This window comes from Mesorhizobium sp. WSM4828, from assembly GCF_055811175.1.
In genome coordinates, this window is the sequence record NZ_JBVVQK010000002.1 from 169,767 (window position 1) to 190,383 (window position 20,617).

21 protein-coding genes and 1 tRNA gene are annotated in these 20,617 nt (G+C 60.8%); 6 read left to right on the top strand and 16 right to left on the bottom strand.

Annotated elements, in window-relative coordinates; all coding sequences use genetic code 11:
• Window positions 1-42: 42 nt before the first annotated feature.
• From AC0L2X_RS03510 to AC0L2X_RS03525, 4 genes are all read right to left on the bottom strand, one after another.
• Window positions 43-1,545 carry an AMP nucleosidase gene (locus AC0L2X_RS03510; RefSeq protein WP_352490870.1) on the bottom strand — a complete coding sequence of 501 codons (1,503 nt, stop codon included), beginning with the start codon at window positions 1,543-1,545 and terminating at the stop codon, window positions 43-45.
• A gap of 190 nt (window positions 1,546-1,735) precedes the next feature.
• Window positions 1,736-1,930 carry a hypothetical protein gene (locus AC0L2X_RS03515; RefSeq protein ID WP_352665914.1) on the bottom strand — a complete coding sequence of 65 codons (195 nt, stop codon included), beginning with the start codon at window positions 1,928-1,930 and terminating at the stop codon, window positions 1,736-1,738.
• Window positions 1,931-1,961: 31 nt separating this feature from the next.
• Window positions 1,962-2,114 (bottom strand): hypothetical protein, encoded by a 153-nt coding sequence (locus tag AC0L2X_RS03520; protein WP_353025481.1) that lies wholly within the window; start codon window positions 2,112-2,114, stop codon window positions 1,962-1,964.
• 209 nt (window positions 2,115-2,323) lie between these two features.
• Window positions 2,324-2,668 (bottom strand): DUF2147 domain-containing protein, encoded by a 345-nt coding sequence (locus AC0L2X_RS03525; RefSeq protein WP_473554494.1) that lies wholly within the window; start codon window positions 2,666-2,668, stop codon window positions 2,324-2,326.
• A gap of 459 nt (window positions 2,669-3,127) precedes the next feature.
• Here AC0L2X_RS03525 and AC0L2X_RS03530 point away from each other — a divergent pair, with 459 nt between their 5' ends.
• Window positions 3,128-3,394, top strand: coding sequence for an SEL1-like repeat protein (locus AC0L2X_RS03530; RefSeq protein ID WP_010915070.1), 267 nt, complete (start codon window positions 3,128-3,130; stop codon window positions 3,392-3,394).
• A 387-nt stretch (window positions 3,395-3,781) separates the two neighbouring features.
• Window positions 3,782-4,903 carry a branched-chain amino acid ABC transporter substrate-binding protein gene (locus tag AC0L2X_RS03535; RefSeq protein ID WP_473554496.1) on the top strand — a complete coding sequence of 374 codons (1,122 nt, stop codon included), beginning with the start codon at window positions 3,782-3,784 and terminating at the stop codon, window positions 4,901-4,903.
• A 98-nt stretch (window positions 4,904-5,001) separates the two neighbouring features.
• On the opposite strand, the gene AC0L2X_RS03540 is transcribed toward AC0L2X_RS03535, so the two are convergent.
• The 7 genes from AC0L2X_RS03540 to AC0L2X_RS03570 all read right to left on the bottom strand — a co-directional run bounded on the left by AC0L2X_RS03540 (window position 5,002) and on the right by AC0L2X_RS03570 (window position 10,983).
• A complete protein-coding gene (locus AC0L2X_RS03540; protein WP_473599279.1) occupies window positions 5,002-6,990 on the bottom strand; it encodes an acetyl/propionyl/methylcrotonyl-CoA carboxylase subunit alpha in 1,989 nt (662 codons plus the stop codon).
• 112 nt (window positions 6,991-7,102) lie between these two features.
• Window positions 7,103-7,477 carry a hypothetical protein gene (locus AC0L2X_RS03545; RefSeq protein WP_352709429.1) on the bottom strand — a complete coding sequence of 125 codons (375 nt, stop codon included), beginning with the start codon at window positions 7,475-7,477 and terminating at the stop codon, window positions 7,103-7,105.
• A 44-nt stretch (window positions 7,478-7,521) separates the two neighbouring features.
• Window positions 7,522-7,902 carry a hypothetical protein gene (locus tag AC0L2X_RS03550; RefSeq protein WP_352490876.1) on the bottom strand — a complete coding sequence of 127 codons (381 nt, stop codon included), beginning with the start codon at window positions 7,900-7,902 and terminating at the stop codon, window positions 7,522-7,524.
• A 30-nt stretch (window positions 7,903-7,932) separates the two neighbouring features.
• Window positions 7,933-8,307, bottom strand: coding sequence for a hypothetical protein (locus AC0L2X_RS03555; RefSeq protein WP_352490877.1), 375 nt, complete (start codon window positions 8,305-8,307; stop codon window positions 7,933-7,935).
• Window positions 8,308-8,352: 45 nt separating this feature from the next.
• On the bottom strand, window positions 8,353-8,763 hold the full coding sequence (locus AC0L2X_RS03560) for a hypothetical protein (protein WP_473554500.1): 411 nt from the start codon (window positions 8,761-8,763) through the stop codon (window positions 8,353-8,355).
• Between the two features lie 80 nt (window positions 8,764-8,843).
• Window positions 8,844-9,374 (bottom strand): O-acetyl-ADP-ribose deacetylase, encoded by a 531-nt coding sequence (locus AC0L2X_RS03565; RefSeq protein WP_473554503.1) that lies wholly within the window; start codon window positions 9,372-9,374, stop codon window positions 8,844-8,846.
• 1 nt (window position 9,375) lies between these two features.
• A complete protein-coding gene (locus tag AC0L2X_RS03570) occupies window positions 9,376-10,983 on the bottom strand; it encodes a carboxyl transferase domain-containing protein (RefSeq protein WP_473554505.1) in 1,608 nt (535 codons plus the stop codon).
• A 236-nt stretch (window positions 10,984-11,219) separates the two neighbouring features.
• Here AC0L2X_RS03570 and AC0L2X_RS03575 point away from each other — a divergent pair, with 236 nt between their 5' ends.
• Complete coding sequence (locus tag AC0L2X_RS03575) at window positions 11,220-11,633, top strand: hypothetical protein (protein WP_473554507.1); 414 nt, start codon at window positions 11,220-11,222, stop codon at window positions 11,631-11,633.
• A 17-nt stretch (window positions 11,634-11,650) separates the two neighbouring features.
• Here AC0L2X_RS03575 and AC0L2X_RS03580 read toward each other — a convergent pair whose 3' ends face one another.
• The 4 genes from AC0L2X_RS03580 to AC0L2X_RS03595 all read right to left on the bottom strand — a co-directional run bounded on the left by AC0L2X_RS03580 (window position 11,651) and on the right by AC0L2X_RS03595 (window position 15,150).
• Window positions 11,651-12,814, bottom strand: coding sequence for an isovaleryl-CoA dehydrogenase (locus tag AC0L2X_RS03580; protein ID WP_352490883.1), 1,164 nt, complete (start codon window positions 12,812-12,814; stop codon window positions 11,651-11,653).
• A gap of 48 nt (window positions 12,815-12,862) precedes the next feature.
• Window positions 12,863-13,525, bottom strand: coding sequence for a TetR/AcrR family transcriptional regulator (locus AC0L2X_RS03585; RefSeq protein WP_473554509.1), 663 nt, complete (start codon window positions 13,523-13,525; stop codon window positions 12,863-12,865).
• Between the two features lie 149 nt (window positions 13,526-13,674).
• Window positions 13,675-13,953, bottom strand: coding sequence for an acylphosphatase (locus AC0L2X_RS03590; RefSeq protein WP_473554512.1), 279 nt, complete (start codon window positions 13,951-13,953; stop codon window positions 13,675-13,677).
• Window positions 13,954-14,043: 90 nt separating this feature from the next.
• Window positions 14,044-15,150 carry a pyridoxal phosphate-dependent aminotransferase gene (locus tag AC0L2X_RS03595; RefSeq protein ID WP_473554514.1) on the bottom strand — a complete coding sequence of 369 codons (1,107 nt, stop codon included), beginning with the start codon at window positions 15,148-15,150 and terminating at the stop codon, window positions 14,044-14,046.
• Between the two features lie 121 nt (window positions 15,151-15,271).
• On the opposite strand from AC0L2X_RS03595, the gene AC0L2X_RS03600 reads away from it, so the two are divergent.
• A complete protein-coding gene (locus AC0L2X_RS03600) occupies window positions 15,272-16,924 on the top strand; it encodes a tetratricopeptide repeat-containing sulfotransferase family protein (RefSeq protein WP_473554515.1) in 1,653 nt (550 codons plus the stop codon).
• A 63-nt stretch (window positions 16,925-16,987) separates the two neighbouring features.
• Complete coding sequence (locus tag AC0L2X_RS03605; protein WP_473554518.1) at window positions 16,988-18,640, top strand: tetratricopeptide repeat-containing sulfotransferase family protein; 1,653 nt, start codon at window positions 16,988-16,990, stop codon at window positions 18,638-18,640.
• A gap of 266 nt (window positions 18,641-18,906) precedes the next feature.
• Here AC0L2X_RS03605 and AC0L2X_RS03610 read toward each other — a convergent pair whose 3' ends face one another.
• A complete protein-coding gene (locus AC0L2X_RS03610) occupies window positions 18,907-20,058 on the bottom strand; it encodes a porin (protein WP_352471037.1) in 1,152 nt (383 codons plus the stop codon).
• A gap of 449 nt (window positions 20,059-20,507) precedes the next feature.
• On the opposite strand from AC0L2X_RS03610, the gene AC0L2X_RS03615 reads away from it, so the two are divergent.
• Window positions 20,508-20,598: transfer RNA gene (locus tag AC0L2X_RS03615), tRNA-Ser, on the top strand.
• The last annotated feature ends 19 nt before the right edge of the window (window positions 20,599-20,617 follow it).

Sequence of the window (20,617 nt, forward strand, 5' to 3'; positions counted from 1 at the left end):
TGACGAAATGTCCTGACCTGGACCGACACATGCGATTCGGCATTACTGGAAGGCAGTTTCCGAAAAGCTCCTGAGCTTGCGCGAATGCAGTCGCTCCATCGGCATTTCAGCCAGCTTCTCCATCGCCCTGATGCCGATGGTCAGGTGCTGCGCTACTTGCCGCTTGTAGAACTCGGTCGCCATGCCCGGCAACTTCAATTCGCCATGCAGCGGCTTGTCGGATACGCAAAGCAGCGTGCCATAGGGCACCCGGAAGCGGAAGCCATTGGCGGCGATCGTCGCCGATTCCATATCGAGCGCGATCGCGCGCGACTGCGACAGCCTCTGCACCGGCCCGCGCTGGTCGCGCAGCTCCCAATTGCGGTTGTCGATAGTGGCGACGGTGCCGGTGCGCATGATGCGCTTGAGATCATATCCGGAAAGCCCGGTGACCTCGGCGACCGCTTCCTGCAGCGCCACCTGGATTTCGGCTAGCGGCGGGATCGGCACCCAGACCGGAAGATCGTCGTCGAGGACATGGTCTTCCCGTACATAGGCATGCGCCAGCACATAATCGCCCAGCGCCTGCGTGTTGCGCAGGCCGGCGCAATGGCCGAGCATCACCCAGGCATGCGGCCGGAGCACCGCAATATGGTCGGTGATCGTCTTGGCGTTGGAAGGACCAACGCCGATATTGACCATGGTGATGCCGCCATGGTTCGGCTTCTTCAGATGATAGGCCGGCATCTGCGGCAGGCGAGATGGCGCAGCACTCTCACCGGGCGCGCCGCCTCCCACTTTGGTTACGATGTTGCCCGGCTCGACGAACTCGACATATCCGTCACCGCCATTGGCCATCAATTCGCGTGCACGGGCGACGAATTCGTCGATATAGAATTGGTAGTTGGTGAACAGCACGAAGTTCTGGAAATGCTGGGGGCTGGTCGCCGTATAGTGCGACATCCGGTGCAGCGAATAATCGATGCGTTGCGCGGTGAACGGTGCCAGCGGCCGTGCCTCGCCCAATCCCACTTCGAACGTGCCGTTGGCGATCTGGTCATCAGTGCCGTCGAGGTCCGGCACGTCGAACAGGTCACGGATCGGCCGTTTGATGCGTTCGGCAGCAGTGCCGTCGACATGGGTGCCTTCGAGGAAAGCGAAATGCAGCGGGATGGGAGTGGTCGATTCCGAGACCGTGACCGGAACGCCGTGGTTGCGCATGATCAGGCGAAGCTGTTCGGTGAGGTAGCTTTCGAAAAGAGCAGGCTGGGTGATGGTGGTTGAGAAATGCCCCGGCGTCGGCATGTGGCCATAGGCCTGCCGCGAGTCGATCTGTGTGAATGAACTCGTGGTGACGCCGATCTCCGGGTAGAAGGCCCGGTAGCGCTTGTTGTTGTCACCGCCCGCGGCGAGCGCGGTAAATGAATCGCGCAGGAACTTGGTATTGCGGTCGTAAAGCACCTGCAAGGCGGCAACCGCCTTCTTGGCATCGTCGAAGCTCTGTCGGCTAAACGGCTCCGGCGTAACGACAGATTCAATGGCTCGGGGATAGATTCGCTTTTCCATGACCCAATATAGAGAGTTGGGTGCGCCGTTGGGAGGGGGTAAGGCGGTTTCAGGACGCGCTGTGGGCGTTTTTCTTCCCAGTGGCCTAAAGCGCGTCGCGCCCGTCCGGCCTCATGTGACACGCTTCAGGTTCCTGCTATCATGCATGCCGTCGTCGCAAAACCGCTGCACACTTTTTGCGCGACATGCATCAGCCGCGCCGCAAGCTGACCAGCAGCACAAAGCCGACGCCGGACTTCCTCAGCGCAGGCGCCTCGATGGTCGAACCTGCATCGGCGCGCATCGTCGGCACGGCCAGGACCGGGGCCGCCAGGAGCATCAGGATGAGCGCCGTCCGCGGCAGAAGCCGAAGGGTCTTGACGACATTGGCGGTGAGGCGGGTCATGGCGTGGTTTTCTATGTCTCGCTGGACGGGTTCAGTGGCGAAGCTGGTTCGGGCAACCGAGCCGGCAGGAAATGGCGACGTCCCAGGCGCGGGCCGGCCGGCCGGCTTGGGCGACAAGGACGGCGAACAACATGCCGAACAGGCTCATCAGCAGGCAGACAATGGTGAAGCGGCGGGCAAGCATTGCGCGGTGTCTCCTTCAACACGCATGACAATGCCTTGCCCTGGCTGAACCGGCTCTGATCCCGGCGTTCATCTGGGGTTCAAAATGGTTGATGATCTCTGAGAGGGCCCGCCTTGAGTGCAGCTACCTATGGCGACGCCATTGCTGCGAGACCGATAACATGAAAACGGGGCCGACTGGCCCCGCTCACCCCGGCAGGAAGGGCACGATCAGAGCTTGTGCCAGGTCTGGCTCTTGCAGATCAGCCCGCCGAGCACGCAGCCGCTCATCTTGAGCGAACTGCCGGAAAGCGAAGCCTTGCCCGAATAGGTCTTATCGGTTTCCGGGTCGGTTATGGTGCCGGCATATTTGTTGTCGCCGGCCACCTTCAGTGAACCGATATGCTTGCCGGCAAATTTGCCGGATTTGAGCGTAATCGAAAATGCTCCGCCGCCACCAGAAATGGCGGCAGTCGATCCGGCTTGCGTTTTCCAATTGCCTTCGATCGGATCGGCCCACGCCGCGCCGGTCATCATTATTGCGGCCGCGAGGGCCAGGCTCACTTGTCGAAACATGTCTTTCCTCCCTCAGGCAAGTCCAATCGGGCTCCCTCCAAGCTGTCTGCCCCTTACGCAAACGTAAGCTAGTCCAGCTCCCGGAAAAACAAAAGCGGTGCCGCGACGGAAGGGTCGCGGGTTTTTGCCCGCTCCCGAACGGCCGCGCCGGCGAAAAATGAAACGGGCCGCACACGTCTTTGTCTTCTGTGGTTAGCGGAGTCTTGATCCGCGCCTCGCAAGTTTTCTTCAAATTTTGTGCAAACCGGCGCGATTGCTGGCTTTGTATCCTTAACGAATTTTCGCGTTTACCTCTTGTTTTAGCTTTGTTTTCTTCAAATTAAGCACGCCATTTAACGACGGATTCAAGCCTCCGCGGCATTCTCGAAAGCATCGAAAGAGCGGCCGCCCCCGAAGGTAATCAAGGACACCGAGGGACAGACGGAGACAGCTCTCGGGAGCCAGAACAGGGGATTTGAAATGGCACGTTTTGAAATGCTTGAAGCCGGCTTCGGCGCCATGGGGGCAACTGCCCAGGCCGATATTCTTTTCGAGTTGGGCATGATGTATGCGACCGGCCGCGATTGCGAGACCGATGTCGTCGCCGCCCACAAATGGTTCAACATCGCCGCGATCAAGGGCTCGGCCCGCGCCGCGGAACTGCGCTCTGAATTGTCGGCCGCCATGTCGAAGGTCGAGATCGCCAAGGCGCTGCGCGAAGCCCGCGAATGGATGACGATGCACTGAATTCGCCGGCATCGACTTCACAGGGGTACTGACCTCACAACAGGGACGCTTCGGGTCAAGGCCGCGCAGAGGGCTGGACCCGAAAATCAAGGCCGCGCAAGACGGCTGGGCCAACAAGGACACGGCAGGCGGACGAGCCGTGCAATAAACCGTACAAACAGGGAAGGCGAGCGGATCCCGGTGCTGATACCTCGGTAAGCTCGATGACAAAAGCCGCGACCGGCCGGAACAAGGCTGGCGCGGCTTTGTCTTTGGGACCGCGTGTTGCAGGCCCAATCGAGCGCCGACGATGCGTCTAGACAGCTCCGGTGAAGGATGAAATTCTCCCGCCACTCTGGAAGAGGCGCGGCCGGGATGGCCGCGCGAGAGTGGAGGAGTTATGTCGCCATGAAGAAATTCAGTATTTTCAGCGCAGCCATATTTGGCCTGATGATGAGCGCGCCGGTCGCCTTCGCCGATGACATCACCTTTTCGGTGGTCGGACCGATGACCGGTCAGCTTGCCACCATCGGCGATCAGTTCAAACACGGAGCGCAAGCCGCTGCCGACGCGATCAACGCGGCCGGCGGCGTCGACGGCCGCCAGGTCAAACTCGACATCGAGGACGACCAGTGCGATCCGAAGCAGGCGGTTTCGGTCGCCAACCGCATCGTCGCCAATGGTGTCAAGTTCATCGACGGCCATGCCTGTTCGGGCTCCAGCATCCCGGCCTCTGCCGTCTATGCCGAAGCCGGTGCGCTGATGATGAGTCCAGCTTCCTCGAACCCGGTGCTGACCGACGCAGCGGCGAAAGCCGGCTGGCCGACAATCATGCGTCTCTATACGCGCGACGACGCGCAGGGCGCTTTCATCGGTCCATGGATCGCCAAGAAATATGCCGGCAAGAACGTCGTCATCCTGCACGACAAGAGCGCCTATGGGCAGGGCGTCGCCGATGTCGTCAAGGCAACGATGAACCAGAACGGTCTCAACGAGATCCTCTATGAGGGAATCAACGCCGGTGAAAAGGACTACGCGGCGCTTGTCACCAAGCTCAAGGACCTGAAGGCTGACGTCGTCTATTTCGGCGGCTACCACCCCGAAGCCGGCCTCATCCTGCGCCAGTCGGCGGAACAGAACCTGAAATTCCAGCTGATCATGCCGGACTCGATTGCCACGCCGGAATTTTGGCAGGTTTCCGGCCCGGCCGGCGAAGGCACCATGTTCGTCTTCCCGTCGGATCCGCAGGCGAAGCCCGAAGCCAAGGAAGCCATCGCCAAGATCAAGGCCGGCGGCTTCGTGCCGGAGGGCTTCACGCTGTTTTCCTATGCGGTGATCCAGGCCTTCGCCGAAGGCATCAAACGCGCCGGCAGCGACGATCCGGCAAAAGTCGCCGAAGCGTTAAAGAACGGCCAGCCGATCAGCACGGTTGTCGGCTCAGTCACCTTCGACGAGAAGGGCGACCTCAAGAACGTCAGCTACGACATCAACCAGTGGCACGACGGCAAATACGCGCCGATCCAGCCGTGATGGCCGCGGCGCCGCAAGACGCGCTGCTGTAGTCGAACATGGCCGGGGTCAAACCCGGCCAGGTTGTTTTTGGCGACGCCTTTGTGACGCGTTCGAGATCACTTCGTGGATAGGGAAACAGCAGCCAGCTGAGGTTCCTCGGCAAAGCGAACCAGCACGGTCCCGTCGGTGACCTGCGCGCCTTCGGCAGCGATCTCGGCGATAACCCCGTCATGCGGCGCGGCAATGGTGTGCTCCATCTTCATCGCCTCCAGGATCAGCAGCGGCTGGCCCTTGATCACGGACTCGCCTCTGGCTGCACGCACCAATTTGACCAGGCCGGGCATTGGCGCGCGCAGGCTGCCGGAAGCGACCGCGGCTTCGTCGGCTCGCGCCAGCGGATCCGGCATGGCGAAACCGTAGCCGATGGCGCCATCGAAGACCGTGACGTGGCCCGGCCAGCGGGCGAGGCGAGGCGCCGCGCGAAGATCATGCGAATTGACGCTCTCATAGGGCGCATCCAGCGCCACCTCGAACCGTCCGTCCGGCCGCACCGACACACGCGCGACGATCTCCTGCTCGCCAAACTTCAGCAGCGTGCGCCGCGCTACAGCGTGGAAATGCGCATAGCCGGCCAGCGACGACCAAGGATCGTCCGAGGATGACAAGTCGCCCGCACCGGACGCGGCAAGTGCCGCGGCGGCAATCGTCTCGCCGCTCGGCGACGGAACCGCCGTCAACGCCTGCTGATGCCTGGCGATCAGGCCGGTATCGACATCGCCCGCCGCAAAATCCGCATCAGCGGCCAGCGCGGCAAGAAAGGCAGTGTTGACCGTCGAGCCGGCGATTTCGGTCTGCGACAGCGCTGCGCCAAGTGCCGTGAGCGCCGCCCGTCTATCCTTGCCATGAACGATCAGCTTAGCGATCATCGGGTCGTAAAACGGCGAAATCGCATCACCGGCGCGCACACCGCTTTCGATGCGCATGGTCGCACCCTCCGGTGCCGGCTGCGGAAATTTCAAATGGTGCAAGGTGCCGGTCGCCGGCAAAAACCCTCTTGCCGCGTCCTCGGCATAGATGCGCGCCTCGAAGGCGTGGCCGGAGAGCGCGATCTCGCTCTGCGCCTTCGGCAGTTTTTCGCCGGAGGCTACCCGCAACTGCCACTCGACCAGGTCGATGCCGGTGACCATTTCGGTGACGGGGTGCTCGACCTGCAGGCGGGTGTTCATTTCCATGAACCAGAAACGGTCGGCCTTCAGACCTTGCGAGGCATCGACGATGAACTCGATGGTACCGGCGCCGGAATAGCGGATTGCCTTGGCGGCTTTCACCGCCGCCTCGGTCATCGCCTTGCGCAGTGCCTGCGTCATGCCCGGGGCAGGCGCCTCCTCGATCACCTTCTGGTGGCGGCGCTGCGCCGAGCAGTCACGTTCGTGAAGATGTACGGCGTTGCCGAAATTGTCACCAAACACCTGCACTTCGATGTGGCGCGGCTTGTCGACATATTTTTCAACCAAGACGCGGTCGTCACCGAACGCGGCTTTCGCCTCGCGCCGCGCGCCCGACAGTGCTTCAGAAAAATCATCAGGATGCTCGACGCGCCGCATGCCCTTGCCGCCGCCGCCGGCGCGCGCCTTGATCAATACGGGGTAGCCTATCTCGCGCGCCTTGGAGGCGAGCAACACGATCTCCTGCGCTTCACCATGGTAGCCCGGAACGACAGGCACGCCGGCCTTTTCCATCAGCCGCTTGGCCGCGTCCTTCAGTCCCATGGCACGGATCGAGGCCGCCGACGGCCCAATGAAGATCAGCCCAGCGGCCGCGACCTGGTCGACGAAGTCGGGGTTTTCCGAAAGAAAGCCGTAGCCCGGATGGATGGCCTCGGCACCTGTGGCCAAGGCCGCCGCGATGATCTTGTCGCCGCGCAGATAGCTTTCGTTGGCCGGAGAGGCGCCGATATGCACCGCTTCGTTGGCCATTTCGACATGCAAGGCGTGAGCATCGGCGTCGGAATAGACGGCGACGCAGCGCACACCCATCCTGCGTGCCGTGCGGATCACCCGGCAGGCGATCTCGCCACGGTTGGCGATCAGGATCTTGGCGAACATCGGGCCTCCACAGGCAGAGCTTGCCGCCAACGGTGCGAATTCTCGTCACGCGAGCTGCGGCGATGCCCCGCTTTGTAGTCTGGCGGTCAAAGGGTAGGCAAGCGAGGCCTGCCTACTTCGAGGCCGCGATTTCGCAAGCTCCCCCGGTCGTGACCTTGTAACGGTTGCGGGTGGCCTGGCAGGATTTCATCGCCATATCCTCGGCAGCCTTTTGCGAGGGCGCATTCAAGCGCGAGCCGCACATGATGTACAACGAACGCACCCGGGAATACGGAGTGGTCGCATAAGCTGAATGGCCGCTGGCCGCCACATAGGCCTTATATGCCTTGGTGCATGGCCGATCCGCGGTTGCCGGAAAATACGGGTAGAAGCGGACGTCGCCCTTGCTTCCAGCCAGCGATTCCGCCGCGCCGACATTGGGGCTCGAGACTAAAAGCAACCCGGCTATTAGCGAGAAGACTGCTTGTTTGACGCTTATAGATTTCATTTTTCCCACCCATTGGAAACGTTGAAGGCCGGCCGAGTGTCGGCCTATTTGGAGGCAGCTACGGCGCAGGCCCCTGCAGTCGTGACCTTGTACTTGCTGCGCGCGGACTGGCAGGACTTCAACGCCAGTGCTTCAGCAGCCTTCTGGGATGGTGCATTCAGATAAGCACCGCAAATAGTGAATTCGGTTGCCCAGTTGAATGGCGTCATCGCATAAGCCGAGTGACCGCCAGCCGCCACGTAGTCCTTGTAATTTTTGCCGCAGCCTCCGATTGTACCCGGTGCAAAATAGACCGGAAAACGGCTGTCGCCCTTGCTTCCCGCCAGCGATTCGGCGGCGCCGACATTCGGTGCAGAGGCCATAAGCAGTGCAAGTACCGATATGGTTGTTCGCCTGATGGATAAAGATTTCATTGCCCAGCCCATTTGAGAAACCCCAATACTGTAGATATTCGCTTATTTAGAGGCAGCGATTTCGCAGCCCCCACCTGTTGTAACCCTGTAACTGTTGCGGGTGGCCTGACAGGATTTCAACGCCAACTCTTCGGCAGCTTGCTGTGACGGTGCATTCAAGCGCGAGCCGCAGATGATGTACAGCGAACGCACCCGGGAATACGGGGTGGTTGCATAGGCTGAATGGCCGCCGGCCGCTACATAGGCCTTGTAGGCCCTGGTACATTCATCCTTCGGGTTCTGCGGCAAATAGGGATAGAAACGGGTCTCGCCCTTGCTTCCCGCCAACGACTCCGCTGCTGCGATGCCGGGCGCCGTTAACACGAGCAATCCTGCAAATATGGATAAAGTTGTTTTCTGAAAAAGCTGAAGTCTCATCTTCGCCCTATTCCCCATTTCTATCCGGCCCATTGCTGCCGAAAGCTACTTGGAAGCGACTACGCCGCAGCCGCCGACCATGTCCACTTTGAACTTCTTGCGACCGACTTCGCATGACTTAAGCGCGAGCGCTTCGGCAGCCATCTGGGACGGTGCGTTAATGTGCACGCCGCAGACGAAATACAGGACCCTTGCTCCAGTGATGGTTGATGCGTAGGCGGAATGTCCGGCCGCAGCCACATAGGCATTGTAGGCCTGCCTGCAATTGCCTTCCGAGCCTTGCTGAGGGAGATACACGAAGGAACGCTTATCGCCGACTTTCCCAGCGAGCGACTCCGCTGCACCGACGCCAGGCGTCGCTAATATAAGCAACCCCGCAAGTATCTGCACAGTTGTTCTCTGAGAAACCCGCCGTCTCATCTTCGCCCAATCCCCATTGGTATTTGCGATGATCAATAGCCGCGATTCTTTCGTCTGGCCAGATCAAGAAGCAAAAAATAGTTATGGAGATGTGGACGGGTGCCGCCGGCGCAGGGTCACACCCTGCCGAGTGCAGCAACGACCCGCTGATACAATTCGGCCGTCGGCTCGTCGAAGCAGCAGAAAATGACGGTTTCCGGAACGATGTTCTGGCCGATGAAGGCGCTCACGGTACCGACAGCAATTTGCGTCGCCTGATCCTTCGGATAACGGTAGGCCCCGGTCGAGATCGCTGGAAACGCCATCGTCCGGCAGTCCTTTGCGGCGGCGATTTCGAGCGACCTGCGATAGCAGGAGGCGAGCAGTTCGGCTTCTCCTTTGCTGCCGCCTTGCCAGACCGGCCCGACCGTATGGATGATGTAGCGCGCGGGCAGCTTGTAGCCCTTGGTGATCTTTGCGTCTCCGACCTTGCAGCCATTTAGCATCCGGCATTCGAATTCAAGCTCGGGACCGGCCGCGCGGTGAATGGCGCCATCCACACCGCCACCTCCCAGGAGCGAAGTATTGGCGGCGTTGACGATGGCATCGACCGCCAGCTTCGTGATGTCGCCGGTTTGAATGCGAATCCTTCGGCCGATTTCGCTCATCTCACATCCTGAACACGCCGAAGCGTGTCTCCTCGATCTCGGCGTTGAGCGCGGCCGAAAGGCTGAGCGCCAGCACCTCGCGGGTCTTGGCCGGGTCGATGATGCCGTCGTCCCAGAGCCTTGCCGACGAATAGAGCGGGTGGCCTTCGTGCTCGTACTTCATCAGGATCGGCTTCTTGAATTTCGCTTCCTCCTCGGCGCTCCATTCGCCGCCCTTGCGCTCGATGCCTTCGCGCTTGACGACGGCCAGCACCGTTGCCGCCTGCTCGCCGCCCATCACCGAAATGCGGGCATTCGGCCACATCCACAGGAAGCGTGGTGAATAGGCGCGTCCGCACATGCCGTAATTGCCGGCGCCGAAGGAGCCGCCGATGATCATCGTTACTTTCGGCACCTTGGCGGTGGCGACCGCCATCACCAGCTTGGCGCCGTCCTTGGCGATGCCGCCGGCCTCGTATTTTCGCCCGACCATGAAGCCGGTGATGTTCTGCAGGAAAATCAGCGGCACCCTGCGCTGGCAGCACAACTCGATGAAGTGCGCGCCCTTCAGCGCGCTTTCCGAAAACAGCACGCCGTTGTTGGCGACGATGCCGACCGGCATGCCGCTGAGGTGAGCGAAGCCGGTGACCAGCGTGGCGCCGTAATTCTGCTTGAACTCATCGAACTCGGAGCCGTCGACGATGCGGGCGATCACCTCGCGCACGTCGTAAGGCTGGCGCAGATCCGTAGGCACGATGCCGTAGAGTTCATGTGGATCGTGAAGCGGCGGAATCGATTTCTGCAAGGCCAGGCTTACATTCTTGTTCCGATTCAGGTTTTTGACGATACGCCGGCATATGGCCAGCGCATGCTCGTCATCGAGCGCATAATGGTCGGCAACGCCGGAAAGCCTTGTGTGCACGTCGGCGCCACCGAGGTCCTCGGCGGTGACGTCCTCGCCGGTGGCCGCCTTCACCAGCGGCGGCCCGCCGAGAAAGATGGTTGCCTGGTTGCGCACCATGATTGTCTCGTCCGACATCGCAGGCACATAGGCGCCGCCGGCCGTGCACGAACCCATGACGCAGGCGATCTGCGGAATGCCGGCAGCCGACATGTTGGCCTGGTTGTAGAAGATACGGCCGAAATGATCGCGGTCGGGAAACACCTCGTCCTGGTTGGGCAGATTGGCGCCGCCGCTGTCGACCAGATAGACGCAAGGCAGATTGTTCTGTAGCGCGATCTCCTGTGCACGCAGATGCTTCTTCACCGTCAGCGGATAATAGGTGCCGCCCTTCACCGTGGCGTCGTTTACGACGACCATCACTTCGGTGCCTTCGACGCGCCCGATGCCGGCGATGAGGCCGGCCGAAGGGACGTCCTCGCCATACATCGACCAAGCGGTGAACTGGCCGATCTCGAGGAAGGGCGAGCCGGTATCGAGCAATTGGGCGAGGCGTTGCCGCGGCAGGAGCTTGCCGCGCGAGACGTGCCGTTCACGCGCTTCCTCCGAGCCACCGCGCTCGATGGCGGCAGCTTTTTCAGCGATGTCGGCGACCAGCGCCCGCATGCGCTCGGCATTGGCGTGGAAGGCGTCGGAGGCGGGCGAGATCTGGGTTTGCAGCGGGGCCATTGCTCTATCGTTTCCTAAAAATCCTTGATGCCGCTAGGCAATCAGTATATCAGCCGGCCCCTACCGTCGCGTGCCAAGCTCCGCATAGTTCGGTCCGGCGTCAATGACACTCTCAGGAGGCAGCGATGAAAGGCATGTACATGCATTTCGCAAGATGTCTCCCTTCGGCCATGGCCTGACGCCGCCGAAGGGCGGCCTTCCACATCCCGAATTTGAGCAAGAGGAACGCGGTTCGCGTGAGCACCGCGGGTGTCATCATGTATGTGCGGTTTGTCACGCCGCTGATCCATCCGGCGAGCCGTGTGGAGACCGGCTTCTTCCGGGCGTCCTGGTATCTGTACCGGAACGGCTGCCCGAACTGGATTCAAAGTGAACTGGAAGATCAGTTCGACTGGTTCAACCACCACCTGCCCAGTCCGGGAAGAGTTGGCCGGCATTTCAAGCGCCGCAACTCCATCTGGGGCGTCTGCTGGTTCAATCCGGACGCCAGAGAGGCGATCAGCCGGGCGCGCTATTGCGCCTGGTTGATCGAAGAAGGCGGCTTGCCGGTGCGGTCGATTACGTCTTCGCACCAGCGCGAGGTTCTGTGGCGCGACGCGCACCAGATTGTTGCCAAGCCGACCGCCGATCTGCCGAAGGCATTCGTCTGAGAGGGGGGAGCGGAGCATCACACCCCCTCCGCGATGATTTCCCGCCCGATCAGCCAGCGACGGATTTCGCTGGTGCCGGCACCGATCTCGTAGAGCTTGGCGTCGCGCAGCAGCCGGCCGGTCGGGTAATCGTTGATGTAGCCGTTGCCACCCAAAAGCTGGATGGCGTCGAGCGCCATCAGGGTCGCCTTTTCGGCGGCGAAGAGAATACAGCCGGCAGCATCCTTGCGGGCCGTCTCACCGCGATCGCAGGCGGCGGCTACGGCATAGACGTAAGCGCGCGCCGCGTTCATCGTCGCATACATATCGGCCAGCTTGCCTTGCACCAGCTGGAATTCGCCGATCGGCTGGCCGAACTGCTTGCGTTCATGCACGTAAGGTATCGCCACGTCGAGGCACGCCGCCATCAGCCCGATTGGGCCGCCGGCCAGCACGGCGCGTTCGTAGTCGAGGCCCGACATCAGCACCTCGACGCCGCGCCCTTCCTCGTGCAGCACATTGTCGAACGGCACTTCGACATTCTCGAACACCAACTCGCCGGTGTTTGAGCCGCGCATGCCGAGCTTGTCGAGCTTTTGCGCCACCGAAAAACCGGCAAAGGCCTTTTCGACGATGAAAGCGGTGATGCCGCGCGAATGGAGTTCCGGATCGGTCTTGGCGTAGACGACCAGCGTCTCGGCATCCGGCCCGTTGGTGATCCACATTTTGGTGCCATTGAGCACATAGCGGTCGTTGCGCTTTTCGGCGCGCAGGCGCAGCGACACGACATCGGAGCCGGCACCCGATTCCGACATCGCCAGTGCGCCGACCTTCTCGCCGCTGCAGAGCGAAGGCAGATATTTTTCCTTCTGCGCCTGCGTTGCCCAGCGGTTGATCTGGTTGACGCAGAGGTTGGAATGGGCACCGTAGGAGAGGCCGACCGAGGCGGAGGCGCGCGAAATCTCCTCCATCGCGACAACATGGGCGAGGTAGCCCATGCCGCTGCCGCCGAAATCGGGATCGGCGGTGATGCCGAGCAGGCCAAGCCCGCCGAGCTCCGCCCACAGATGTGCCGGGAATTCGTTCGAGCGGTCGATTTCGGCGGCGATTGGTGCGATCTTTTCCTGGGCAAAGCGCCGCACCAGGTCGCGCAGTGCCTCGATGTCTTCGTCAAGCCCGAAGTTGAGCGTATGCGTGTACATGCCGTTCCTCCCGGCGCACGATCCCTAAAATCGGTATGGTGCGCGAAATCAAGTTGCTAGAGCGTCCTTTGCGCGCCCGAATAGGGGCGCGGCGTCGTGGCTCGTTGACGCGCCATCGGTCTTTGCTCCAACAAGGCGCATTGTCATTGCTAGATATGTAGCGGTGACTTCGGCGATCGACAGCCGTTCGCCCGGCCGGAACCAGACGATGACGCCGGTCATCATCTGGATCAGCGCCATCGCGGTGAGCCCTGTGTCTTCGATGCTGAACAAGTCCGCTTCGACGCCGTCGCGCAGGATGGCGCGCAGCTCCTTCTCGTAGGCCGTGCGCATGCGCAGGATCTGTGTGAGTTTTTCGTGCGACAGGCTGCGCAGCTCCATGTTCGAGACATGGGTGGAGTGGCGGCGTTCGATATGGAAAGTGATGTGGTTTTCGACATAAGCGGCAAGCCGCGCTAACGGATCGGCGCCGACAGGGCGTGTTGCGCGCCACGCCTCGATCAGGCCTTCCATATGCTCGCGCATCAGGGTGAACAGAAGGTCCTGCTTGGTCGGGAAGTAGCGGTAAAGCGCCGCTGCCTGCACGCCAACCTCGGCCGCCAGCTGGCGCATCGACATCGCCTCGTAGCCGAGACGCGCAATCAGGCTGATCGCCGCCTCGCGGACCGCAGCTTCGGTCTTCTCTCCGTCGGAACCGGTCGTACGCGCCATGACAAGCCGCCTTTTTGTAGACAATAAAACAAACGTTCAATTAATTCAAGGACCGAGGCATGTCCGGGCAGGGCATTGGCTTCAGGTTTTCTCTATCTGCACCCTGGAGATTTTATGCGATGGAAGCGAATGAGCGGGATCATGCCTTGCTAGGCAACAATCCTGAAACCCGGGGACATGTCGCGAGCCTCGATCTCCTCGACATCGACCTTCGAAACCGCTGCCCCTGGCGGCCCTTGCCAAAGCCGTTCGATCATTGTCGAGACCGCCGCACCGGTCCCTGCAATCAAGGCGGTCACCGAGCCGTCAACTTCGTTGCGCACCCACCCGGCAAGGCCAAGCGCCGACGCCTCGCGCCGCGCCCAAACCCGGTAGCTGACGCCTTGCACCTTGCCATAAATGCGTACTTGCACCGTCCGGTCGGCCATCGCGCTCTCCATCCTCTGACTCGAGTCTGGCGCATCGCTGTGCAAATTCAACCGCGCTGCCGCCGGTCAGCCACATAGGGCGAAGGCGCTTCAATTCCCCCGCGCTGCTGCCAGTGCGCCAGGCAGTTCCTCGGCAAAGATGTCGAGTTCGTGGTCGAGGCCGACGCTGACGCGGATGCAGCGGTCGAGCACCGGCACCATCGGCTTGCGGATGAAGACGTCGCGCGACAACAGCGCCTGCAGCACTTTTAGCGCGAAAGCGCCGTCGCGGCCGCAGTCGATGGTGACGAAATTGGTCGCCGAAGCCAGCGGCTTCAGCCCGTTCGCCTCAGCTGTTCCGGCGATGCGCCGGCGCCCGGCGGCGACCCGCGCCACCACGCTCTCCAGCCAGGCCTGATCGGCAAGCGCCTCGACACCGGCGATCTGCGCCATGCGGCTGACGCCGTAATGATTGCGGATCTTTTCGAAATCGCGAATCACCTGGGCCTCGGCCACCGCATAGCCGCAGCGTATGCCGGCCAGCCCATAGGCCTTGGAGAAGGTGCGCATGCGGATGACGTTCGGCTGCGCCACATCGATCGGCGGCAGCGCTGAGGCTGGCCCTAATTCGCCATACGCTTCGTCGAGCACCAGCATTGTGGTCTCCGGCAAGGCCTCGATGAAGCGGCCAAGCTCGGCGGCTTCCCACCAGCTGCCCATCGGATTGTCCGGATTGGACAGGTAGACCAGTGGCGCCTTTTCCCTGGCCACTGCCGCCAGCAGGCCGTCGAGGTTTTCCCGATCGTTCTCGTAGGGCACTGCGACCAGCCGGCCGCCGACGCCGGCAACATGAAAGTTGAAGGTCGGATAGGCGCCGAGCGAGGTCACCACCGCGTCGCCGGGCGCCACATACATGCGCCCAACCAAGCTGAGCAGCCCGTCTATGCCTTCGCCGATGACGACGTTTTCGGCGCCGACGCCGAGATGCCGGGCTACGGCTACCTTCAAATCGTAATTGTCGGGGTCGCAATACATCCACATGTCGCCGGCAATCTCGGCCATGCGGGCAACGACGCGCGGCGAAGGGCCAAAGCTGCTCTCATTGGCGCCGATGCGGGCGCGAAAGGCGCGGCCGCGGTCGCGCTCCTGCGCCTCAGGTCCGACAAACGGCACCGTGGAGGGAAGCGCGTCGATGAGCGGCGTAAGGGGAGGGCGCATGGCAAAGGCTCGTTCAAAAAGGGGCCTTCTTGCTAGCCTGCCGGCTGAGCCTGCGCAAGTTCCGCGGCCAGCGGCAACGGTCAGGCTGGATTCTCCCGGACCATTTTGCTAGCGAGACATGATGAGCAACCGACTGCCACCCGCCTGGTCCAAGCACATAAAGTCCCGTTCGGCCCCGAAAGTGGAACCGCCGAAGGCGAAACCGCCGTCGCGCGCGCAGGCCGACGATGCTCTGCTGAAACAGGCGTATGGCTTACAGCAGGCCAGGCGGTTGGCTGAAGCGGAGGAACTGTGCCGTCGCGTGCTGGAGCGGACGCCCAACCATCCCTTGGCTTTGTATATCATGGGCACCCTATTCGTCGGGCTCGACGATGAAATGGCCCTGCGATATTTGGCCCGAGCCGTCGGCGAGGAGCCTCAAAACCCCTTTTATAACCTTAGTCTGGGTGAGGTTTATCTAAAAGTCAGCGAATATTCGCCCGCGATCAGGCATATTCAGCAAGCTTTGAAGTTGAAGCCCGATTTGCTGGAAGCGCTTTGCGCATTGGGACGCGCTTACGTCGAATTCGACAAGGCTGACATGGCTGTGCCGGTTTACGAGAGAGCGCTCAAGATCAACCGCGATCATCCTCGCGTTCGGACAGGACTGGCCAGCGCACTCACCGGTCTCGGTCGCGTGGACGAAGCCGAAGTCTATCTGAAAGAAGCGATCGAACGTCGCATCGCGATGCCCGCTGCCTATAGCGAGCTTGTGCATACGCGCAAATTCACCGAAGAGCCGGCCGAACTTAAGTCCATCCTGCGCGAACTGAGCTACCCAAAACTTGACCCCGAAAGTGCGATGAGACTTCATCACGCAGCCGGCAAGGTGCTGAACGACCTTGGGCGCTACGAAGACGCGATAGATCATTTCAAGAAAGGCAAGCAGGCCGCAGGCTATAAGTTTGACCTGGAAGCCTATCGCCGCTGGGTCGACTCTACGATCGAGCTCTTCAACCCGGACATGGTGGCTGCCAAGGCGGGTCACGGAAGCCCATCGGAAGTGCCCGTGTTTGTATTGGGAATGCCCCGGTCAGGGACCACCCTGACCGAGCAGATTTGCGCGAGCCACCCGGATGTTCGCGGCGCAGGAGAACTGAGCAAGCTAAGGCGAGCCGCAAATGCTATCGGCCTCACGAAGGTTCCGTCACGAGCCTTGGGCCAATCGATTGTGCCGATCACCCCTGACGTGTCCAAAAGGTTGGCCGAGGAGCATTTGTCATACCTTCATGAGCGTGCGCCGACCGCACTTCGCGTCGTCGACAAAATGCCCCAGAATTTCGAACTGATCGGTCTAATAGGCCTTCTCTTTCCCAACGCGCGGATTATTCACTGCCGCCGCGACGCAATCGACAATTGCCTCTCGTGCTTTTTCCAGAATTTCTCCAAGGGACACAGCTACATCGCCGACCTGCAGACGCTCGGGCTGTACTACCGTGAATATGATCGCCTGATGCGACATTGGGACAAGGTTTTTCCAGGACGCATCTTCGAAAACCGCTACGAGACGCTGGTTGCGGATCAGGAGGCACAATCGCGCCGTCTGATCGATTATCTTGGATTGCCCTGGGACGATGCCTGCCTGCGCTTCTTCGACAAGGAGGGATCGGTCAACACGGCCAGTCGCTGGCAAGTCCGGCAGCCGATCTACAGTTCATCTGTCAAGCGCTGGAAAAACTATGAGAGCGCAATCCAGCCGCTGATCCAATCGCTCGGCGATCTCGCCGGTGCCTGAGTTCCACGCCCGGCGGCAACGGTCAGGCTGGATTCTCCCGGACCATTTTGCTAGCGAGACATGATGAGCAACCGACTGCCGCCCGCTTGGTCCAAACACATAAAGTCCCGTTCGGCGCCGAAAGTGCAGCCGTCGAAAGTGAAATCGCCCTCGCGCGCGCAAGCTGACGACATGCTGCTGCGACAGGCGCTCGAACTTCAGCAAGCCAAGCGGCTCCCGGAGGCGGAGGAATTATGCCATCGCGTTCTCGCGCGCACGCCCAACCACCCGCTTTCGCTCTACATCCTCGGCACGTTGGGGCTCGGTGTCGACGATGAGTTGGCTCTCAAATATTTTGCGCGGGCAGTAAGCCAGACGCCTCAAAATCCATATTTCCACCTTAGCCTGGGAGAGGCCGGTCTGAAGCTTGGCGACAGCTTGCTTGCGATCAGGCACTTGCAGCGCGCCTGCGAATTGAAGCCCGATCTGGTGGAAGCGCTTTGCGGACTGGCGCGTGCCTACGTCAACTTCGACAAGGCCGAGATGGCTTTGCCCCTTTACGAGAAGGCGCTGAAGATCAACGGCGACCATCCCATGGTCCGGATTGGTCTGGCTGGTGCGCTCACCAGCCTCGGCCGCATGGACGAAGCCAGAGCCTATCTTGACCAGGCAATAGACCGTCGTGTCGATGTTGGGGCGGCCTACAATTACCTGGTCGACACGCAAAAGTTCACCGAAAAACCTGCCGAGCTCGATTCTATTCTGCGCGAACTCTCCAATCCCAGGCTCGAACCGGTTGCTGCATCGCAGCTCCATCACGCGGCAGGCAAAGTGCTGAACGATCTTCAGCGCTATGAAGAGGCGATGGATCACTTCAAGAGGGCGAAAAAGGCCGCTGGTCACGATTTCGACCTGGAGTACTACCGCCGAAGCGTCGATTCCATGATCGAGATATTCAGCCCGTCACTATTGGAAGCCAAGGCTGGCCACGGCAGTCCGTCCGAAGTGCCTGTGTTTGTGCTGGGCATGCCCCGGTCGGGGACGACGCTGACCGAGCAGATCTGCGCGAGCCATCCGGATGTCCATGGCGCCGGGGAGCTTACGAAGCTGCGGCGAATCGCGAACTCGATGGGCTTTAGGACACTGTCGGATGAGGACCTGCGCAGTTCGATCATGTCGATGACGAGGGATCAGTCGAGGGCACTGGCCGAAGAATACCTGTCTTATCTGCGCCGGCACGCGCCTGCCGCGCTCCGCATCGTCGACAAGATGCCGCACAACTTCGAGTTTATCGGCGTGATTGGAATTCTCTTTCCCAACGCACGCATCATTCATTGCCGGCGCGATGCTATCGACAATTGCGTCTCCTGCTTCGTCTTGCATTTCACCAAGGACCACGGCTACAACGCCGACCTTGAGACACTCGGCCTGTACTACCGCGAATATGATCGCTTGATGCGGCACTGGGACAAGGTCTTTCCCGGACGTATTTTCGAAAGCCGCTATGAGACGCTGGTTGCGGATCAGGAGACGCAAACGCGCCGTCTCATCGATCATCTCGGCTTGCCTTGGGACGATGCCTGCTTGCGCTTTTTCGAGAGGAGCGGGTCGGTCAATACTCCCAGCCGCTGGCAGGTGCGGCAGCCGATCTATAATTCATCCGTCAAACGCTGGAAAAAGTACGAGAGCACGATCCAGCCGCTGATTCACGCCTTGGGCGACCTGGCCGAGATTTGAACAAGTGTTCGGCAGGCCGAGGTTCACCATGACTTGCTGCCGGGATCCTTTGATCCTGTAGGCCAGCACCGCAGATCGTGCCAAGGTTTTCATTTCTTGTACGTCCGACAAGCGGCGAGGCGAGCATTGCAATAGCTCAGCTCAGCCCTGCGATCGATGTTCAGCGGTAGCCTGCATTCATACATCGAGAGTTGATGGCAGCGTCCCCATAAGAAAAAACCCGGCGGTCGGCCCGCCGGGTTCGATCTCAAATCAGGCTGGGACTGTTAGAATGAGCGCTGGAAGCGCAGCATCCCGCCGACGCTGTCCTTGTCGTCGGCATTGGTCCAGTTGCGATCGTAGGCTTTGTCAAACTGGCCGTCGCGGGCCCAATCGACTTCGGCAGTGATCGTGAGACCGGGAACGATATCGTAGGCAATGTTCGCAGCGACGCCGTAGTTTTTGTCGTCGTCAGCCGAGGCCTGGAGATTGAACGAGGTCTTCTCGTTGATGGTGTAGGTGCCACCACCCCAGACTGCCCAGTTGCCGCCCCACTGCTTGTAGAAGTTGCGGTCGATGTTGTCGTCAGAGCCGTAGCCGGCCATGATGAACAGTGTCAGGTTCTGTATCGGTGTAACGTCGACGCGAACCTTGCCGGCCCACTCTTCCCAAGTGCTGTCATAGGCGGCGACACCGGTGATTGAGCCCCAGCCCTGCGTGTATTTGATACCGCCGACGACATACGGGACATAGCTGTCGATGGAATCATTGCCGCTGTTGCTGTCCTGGAAAATGCCAGGATCCGCGGCGGCACTGCCCGACCCGGTTTCCAACGAAGCCACGGCCGAGAAGCCGTTTCCGGCATCGAAGTAATACTGGACGACATTGGTGTCGAAGCCGCCGTAGGGGACCAGCGTATCCTGGATGACATTGCCGGCGTAGCCGATGAAGGTATCGAAGGCCGATTCGTCCTTACCGACGCGTAGACCACCGAGCTGGACCCAGGCAAAGTTCAGCGAAACGCTCGTACCGCCGTTAAAGTTGTCATCAAGGTAGTCGTTGTGGTTGCCCCAGTTGAAGCGCGTCTCGGTGTAGGTCTTCAAGGTGCCGAGCTCGGTTTCCTGGCCGGTCCAGGTCTTCAGCGTGAAGCGGGCGTGCTTGTAGTAGGTATCCTGCGAGTCGCCGTCCTGCTGATCGGTGGTCTTTGCACCGTCGAATGAGCCGACGTCGCCGATGCCGATGTCATAGCGAACATAGCCGCCGATGCGCAGGCAGGTTTCGGTGCCGGGGATGTAGAAGTAGCCAGCGCCGTAGACGTCGCAGATCTTGACGTATTCAGCGGGTTCCGGCTCGGCGACGACGACGGCGTCGGCGGCGCGCGCACCGGAAACTGCGATCAGTGCCGCAGCGGAGCCGAGAAGCAGGCTCTTGATGTTCATTTTCTGACCTCCAGTCAAAAGTTAAAAAACGGGTCTGGGTATTCTTTGCTGAAGGACAGCGTTCCCTGCCCCATCCCCACTACCGAAAAAGATGCGCACCGCGCCGCTCCTTCAAACCCGACATTACCCATGAGACGGCGGCGTTCAACCACGATCGTACCGGCAAAAGGTTTGTGTTGGCGCTATACCCCGGCGTTGTTGCACAAATGACACGATTTGGCCTCACTCCGAAAGCTCCCGTTAACCAACAGCCCTTCGCAAGCCGTTGCAAACGGTGGATTCCGGCGATGGTCGGCCAGAAATGTGACCATGGCCCGAGTCGCGAACCAGGGAATTGCCGCAGAATCGCCACATCGCGGGGCGGCGCTTTGGCGAAGGGTCGATTTTTCAAGGATAATAGCGCCAGCTTGTTGATTGTGCCGGCGCTTTTCTTTATCCACCGGCGCAACGGAGAGGTGGCCGAGTGGTCGAAGGCGCTCCCCTGCTAAGGGAGTAGAGGTCAAAAGCTTCTCGTGGGTTCGAATCCCATCCTCTCCGCCATCCTGCTTCGCGCTGCGCG

Excerpts from the sequence above, each read along its gene's own strand:
- AC0L2X_RS03540 (WP_473599279.1), bottom strand. The coding sequence starts at position 6,990 with ATGTTCGCCAAGATCCTGATCGCCAACCGTGGCGAGATCGCCTGCCGG.
- AC0L2X_RS03590 (WP_473554512.1), bottom strand. The coding sequence starts at position 13,953 with ATGGCCGACCGGACGGTGCAAGTACGCATTTATGGCAAGGTGCAAGGC.
- AC0L2X_RS03610 (WP_352471037.1), bottom strand. The coding sequence starts at position 20,058 with ATGAACATCAAGAGCCTGCTTCTCGGCTCCGCTGCGGCACTGATCGCA.
- AC0L2X_RS03565 (WP_473554503.1), bottom strand. The coding sequence starts at position 9,374 with ATGAGCGAAATCGGCCGAAGGATTCGCATTCAAACCGGCGACATCACG.
- AC0L2X_RS03515 (WP_352665914.1), bottom strand. The coding sequence starts at position 1,930 with ATGACCCGCCTCACCGCCAATGTCGTCAAGACCCTTCGGCTTCTGCCG.
- AC0L2X_RS03545 (WP_352709429.1), bottom strand. The coding sequence starts at position 7,477 with ATGAAATCTATAAGCGTCAAACAAGCAGTCTTCTCGCTAATAGCCGGG.
- AC0L2X_RS03555 (WP_352490877.1), bottom strand. The coding sequence starts at position 8,307 with ATGAGACTTCAGCTTTTTCAGAAAACAACTTTATCCATATTTGCAGGA.
- AC0L2X_RS03595 (WP_473554514.1), bottom strand. The coding sequence starts at position 15,150 with ATGCGCCCTCCCCTTACGCCGCTCATCGACGCGCTTCCCTCCACGGTG.
- AC0L2X_RS03580 (WP_352490883.1), bottom strand. The coding sequence starts at position 12,814 with ATGTACACGCATACGCTCAACTTCGGGCTTGACGAAGACATCGAGGCA.
- AC0L2X_RS03585 (WP_473554509.1), bottom strand. The coding sequence starts at position 13,525 with ATGGCGCGTACGACCGGTTCCGACGGAGAGAAGACCGAAGCTGCGGTC.
- AC0L2X_RS03605 (WP_473554518.1), top strand. The coding sequence starts at position 16,988 with ATGAGCAACCGACTGCCGCCCGCTTGGTCCAAACACATAAAGTCCCGT.
- AC0L2X_RS03525 (WP_473554494.1), bottom strand. The coding sequence starts at position 2,668 with ATGTTTCGACAAGTGAGCCTGGCCCTCGCGGCCGCAATAATGATGACC.
- AC0L2X_RS03570 (WP_473554505.1), bottom strand. The coding sequence starts at position 10,983 with ATGGCCCCGCTGCAAACCCAGATCTCGCCCGCCTCCGACGCCTTCCAC.
- AC0L2X_RS03550 (WP_352490876.1), bottom strand. The coding sequence starts at position 7,902 with ATGGGCTGGGCAATGAAATCTTTATCCATCAGGCGAACAACCATATCG.
- AC0L2X_RS03535 (WP_473554496.1), top strand. The coding sequence starts at position 3,782 with ATGAAGAAATTCAGTATTTTCAGCGCAGCCATATTTGGCCTGATGATG.
- AC0L2X_RS03600 (WP_473554515.1), top strand. The coding sequence starts at position 15,272 with ATGAGCAACCGACTGCCACCCGCCTGGTCCAAGCACATAAAGTCCCGT.
- AC0L2X_RS03510 (WP_352490870.1), bottom strand. The coding sequence starts at position 1,545 with ATGGAAAAGCGAATCTATCCCCGAGCCATTGAATCTGTCGTTACGCCG.
- AC0L2X_RS03530 (WP_010915070.1), top strand. The coding sequence starts at position 3,128 with ATGGCACGTTTTGAAATGCTTGAAGCCGGCTTCGGCGCCATGGGGGCA.
- AC0L2X_RS03520 (WP_353025481.1), bottom strand. The coding sequence starts at position 2,114 with ATGCTTGCCCGCCGCTTCACCATTGTCTGCCTGCTGATGAGCCTGTTC.